At 36.6% G+C, this 3,533-nt stretch carries 6 protein-coding genes; 4 read left to right on the top strand and 2 right to left on the bottom strand.

Annotated features, from left to right (window positions below):
• Nucleotides 1-27: 27 nt before the first annotated feature.
• From ENL20_08420 to ENL20_08405, 4 genes are all read left to right on the top strand, one after another.
• Nucleotides 28-264, top strand: coding sequence for a hypothetical protein (locus ENL20_08420; protein HHE38580.1), 237 nt, complete (start codon nt 28-30; stop codon nt 262-264).
• A 27-nt stretch (nt 265-291) separates the two neighbouring features.
• On the top strand, nt 292-1,092 hold the full coding sequence (locus ENL20_08415) for a glycine cleavage system protein H (GenBank protein ID HHE38579.1): 801 nt from the start codon (nt 292-294) through the stop codon (nt 1,090-1,092).
• A 139-nt stretch (nt 1,093-1,231) separates the two neighbouring features.
• Nucleotides 1,232-1,558 carry a hypothetical protein gene (locus tag ENL20_08410; protein ID HHE38578.1) on the top strand — a complete coding sequence of 109 codons (327 nt, stop codon included), beginning with the start codon at nt 1,232-1,234 and terminating at the stop codon, nt 1,556-1,558.
• A gap of 42 nt (nt 1,559-1,600) precedes the next feature.
• Nucleotides 1,601-2,473 (top strand): MBL fold metallo-hydrolase, encoded by an 873-nt coding sequence (locus ENL20_08405; GenBank protein ID HHE38577.1) that lies wholly within the window; start codon nt 1,601-1,603, stop codon nt 2,471-2,473.
• A 269-nt stretch (nt 2,474-2,742) separates the two neighbouring features.
• On the opposite strand, the gene ENL20_08400 is transcribed toward ENL20_08405, so the two are convergent.
• Together ENL20_08400 and ENL20_08395 are read right to left on the bottom strand one after the other, a co-directional pair.
• Entirely contained in the window at nt 2,743-3,288 is a 546-nt protein-coding gene (locus ENL20_08400) for a hypothetical protein (protein HHE38576.1), read from the bottom strand.
• Nucleotides 3,289-3,533: sigma-54-dependent Fis family transcriptional regulator (locus ENL20_08395; GenBank protein HHE38575.1), on the bottom strand; the 245-nt coding region annotated here is incomplete at its 5' end. It abuts the gene before it with no gap.

Here is a 3,533-nt window from a genome sequence, read left to right as displayed (position 1 = left end):
GTTCTTATGGTTGTCATCGGATTTGTTTTGAATCGTTTGAATGTGGCCATAACCGGAATGGAATCATACGCGCATGCAAATTATTTTCCTTCCTGGATGGAAATAAGTGTGACACTGATGCTTATAGCGATAGGTTTTGCCGTTTTTCGTTTGGTTGTTAAAAATTTTCCCATATTTACACCCGAAGAAACTGAACCGCTTAATATTCCTTTTAAGAAACAGGTAAACATGAAAGTCCTTGAAAAAGAAAAATTAGCTAAATAACACTTTTTTTAAGGAAGTGATAGAAAAATGAAAACTTCAACGACAGAAAATAGAAAGGATTTGAAGTGTATATGGATGCTGGCAGGAGTTGTCAATTATAAACTGTGTGATCGCAATTTTAATTGTGAAACCTGCGAATTTGATAGAATTATGCGAGGAATGCTTCCTTATGATAAACGAAATGAATCATCAGTAAACAAATATTCAAATATTAAAGAAACGGAAAATGAATCTGTCGCACAGAAATTGGTGAATCAGTACCTCTTCACCCTGTTGTCAAATTGTAAAATTCACTTAGACCGCTGTTATCATCCTTCACACTTTTGGTTTAAATCTGAATCGGACGATACCGTGCAAGTGGGTATTGATGAACTACTGATTAAAATCCTGCAGCCTGTCGATCGTATCATTCTACCGGAAATGGGGGAAGTATATCGGTCGGGTCAACTGATTGCCTGGATTATTCGGAAAGGCAAAACCTTTCCACTGCATTCCCCGGTAGAAGGAAAAGTGATTGAAATAAATCCGCCTTTTCTCCTGAACAGTATAAAACAAATAATAAATGAAAATTGTTATCTTTTTAAAATGCAAAGAAAAAATATTCAAGAGGATGTAAAGCAGATGTGTGGGAATCTGCAAAGTTTAAAGAACTACTTAGAAAAGGTGGAATTAGTAAAGATTCAGCTTGCTAAATCTTTCAGGAGCAATCTTCCTCTTAACCTTGGAACAACTCTTGCCGATGGCGGAGAGGTAGAAAAAGATCTTGAAAAAATAATCGGTCAAAAAGATTTTCAGAAATTGGTAACCAAATTATTAAAAAAGGAATAAATCGGAAAAACTATTTATATCTAACTGTATGATTTAAGAGATGGTGTGAGAAGAACTGATTCTCAAATGAATGGAATAAATCGAAAAAGGAAATATTCTCACAATAGCTCTGTCAAAATAAAGGAAAAAGGAGATAGTCATGTGGCACGGTAGAATTAAATTAGTGCTTGGGCTGTGGTTAGTACTTTCCGGAGTTTTTTCTTCTTTTCAAAGTCCGATTAATATGATGATTGTGGGATTTTTAGCTGGGGTGTGCTGCTTCCGCTCTTACAAATTGTGGCAGGCTGCAGCAACAGGCATCATAGGGTTATGGCTGTTTTTATGCGGGTTGAGTTATTTATTCAGCAGCATGGTGGTTCATCTTATGACCCCGGAAAACTTCATCATCTCCGGTGTCCTGTTAAGTATTTTTGGTTTATGGTGCATAATACATCATGCAAAAGAATTAACTGTTAAAACAGCATAACTGTAACAAAATCCCCCTTCGTTGTTTCGAAGGGGGATTTAAATGAGGTTTGGTTTGATGATGAAGTCAAATAATTTCCAATTAGGCGTAGGTTCTCACAAAGGTAATGATGTTCACCTTACTGTAATTTATGACAGTGTGTCTACAGCGCCTGACTTGCAAACCGGTCAGGGTTTTGCGTGCGTAGCTGAAGTTGGACCCACAACAGTGCTTTTCGATACCGGCAGTGATGGCAGCATCCTTCTGGCAAATATGAGGAAACTAGGGATTGATCCGGGGCAAATACAAATAGTAATAATTTCTCACAACCGTTCCGGTCATGTTGGGGGATTGTACGACTTTTTAGCGGTAAATCAGGATGCGGTCGTTTATGTCCCGGAATCTTTTCCTTTCAGCATAATCGAAAACATAAAAAAAGCCGGAGCAGAGGTCATTCCCATTATTTCTCCAATGGAACTTCAGCCAAATATTTTTACACTAGGAGAATTTACCAGTTATTTCAAAGAACAGGCGATGGCTTTGCGAACCTCGAAAGGTATTGTTGTTATTACCGGCTGTGCTCATCATAGCATCTTAACAATTATGCAGAAGGCAAAAGAAATATTCCCGGAAGAACCCCTTTTCTTAGCGCTGGGTGGATTTCACTTTGGTGGTCTCGGTTCAAAAGACAAAACTAATATATTAGCAGGTTTGAAAAAGCTCAGGTTGAAAAAGATTGCACCATCTTATTGCTGTGAAGAAACCTGCCGGATGCTTTTGAAAAAAGATTTCGGAGAAAATTATGTAGAAATGGGAGTCGGTGGTATAATAATAATTAATTCTATAAAAGAGAACAAACGAAATATCCGAATACGCCGTAAAAAATTAACCGAAGATCATTATCTTTTAATGAAAGCAATAGCTGAACTGGCTTAATTTTTATAATTACTACCTGCGATTGATCTAATTACAACTTTTATTATTCCAGATTATTCATTTAAACCGAAATCATAAAAAAACATATAAAGATCGCAAAGTTTCGGCGATATTTTTTTGAACCTTTCTGGTATTCCACAGAATAATTCATAATTTATTACTGTTATCAGTTTTAATCTGCGTGAATCAGTGGCTATTGAATAATTTCGGATTATAGTTTAATTATTGAATTGTCTTGCAATATTTCTTCATAAATCACAAAAACTATCTTACCGGTCTTCTCGGCAAGTAGTTCCTAACACCTTCTGACATTCCCGGCAAAGCGTTGCTTTCTTTAAATCGATATCTTCCACATAAGTTGAAGAATGCATAACACACTCAAAATTAGTACAGTGAACTAATCCCAGAGTATGACCTAATTCGTGCAGCACTTCTTTTAAGGTGCGTTCATAAAGCAAGCGGTTGTTGGCAGGAAGTCCGTAAAATTTGTTATGTAAGCGGTAGGTGGAAACAATCGCCCCTTTTCCTTCTAACTGAGCCTCTCCAAATATAAAAGTTAAAATAGGAATATAAATATCGACATTGGTTATACCGATAATCTTTTCACCATCGCTTGGTAAATGATTTAATATTTTGGAAAGGATAAAAGTAGAATGATATTGATTTCGCTCTTCCGAATAAAACAAATTCAAATCGATATCGATAGAAATATATGAAAAAATGTACGGCAAACACCGAGACAAATCCCCGGCCAGATTCTGGCAGAAGGGTGGAAAATGATCATTTAAAAATGCCAGGTATATTTTACGAGTCACTTAACGTTTGATGCCATATTTTTTCAATTTATTATAAAGGGTCACTCGGTCTATCCCTAATAAGCCTGCCGCCCGGGTAACATTTCCGTCCACTTCCTTAAACACCTTTTGAATGTGCTCTTTTTCAATATCTGCTAATGTTAAGGCATGAGTGCTATTTTTCTTCTGACCATCCGGATTTAGAGGAAGATCAGCCAGGGATATTTCAGACTTTTTACCGATAACCATCGCCCTTTCTATAGCAT

The organism is Candidatus Cloacimonadota bacterium (assembly GCA_011372345.1).
Lineage (GTDB): Bacteria > Cloacimonadota > Cloacimonadia > Cloacimonadales > TCS61 > DRTC01.
Note: the sequence above shows the minus strand (reverse complement) of the source record. Positions and strands in the feature narration are given on the sequence as shown.

Coding starts and splice junctions, on each gene's coding strand:
- ENL20_08410 (HHE38578.1), top strand. CDS start 1,232: ATGTGGCACGGTAGAATTAAATTAGTGCTTGGGCTGTGGTTAGTACTT.
- ENL20_08415 (HHE38579.1), top strand. CDS start 292: ATGAAAACTTCAACGACAGAAAATAGAAAGGATTTGAAGTGTATATGG.
- ENL20_08405 (HHE38577.1), top strand. CDS start 1,601: ATGAGGTTTGGTTTGATGATGAAGTCAAATAATTTCCAATTAGGCGTA.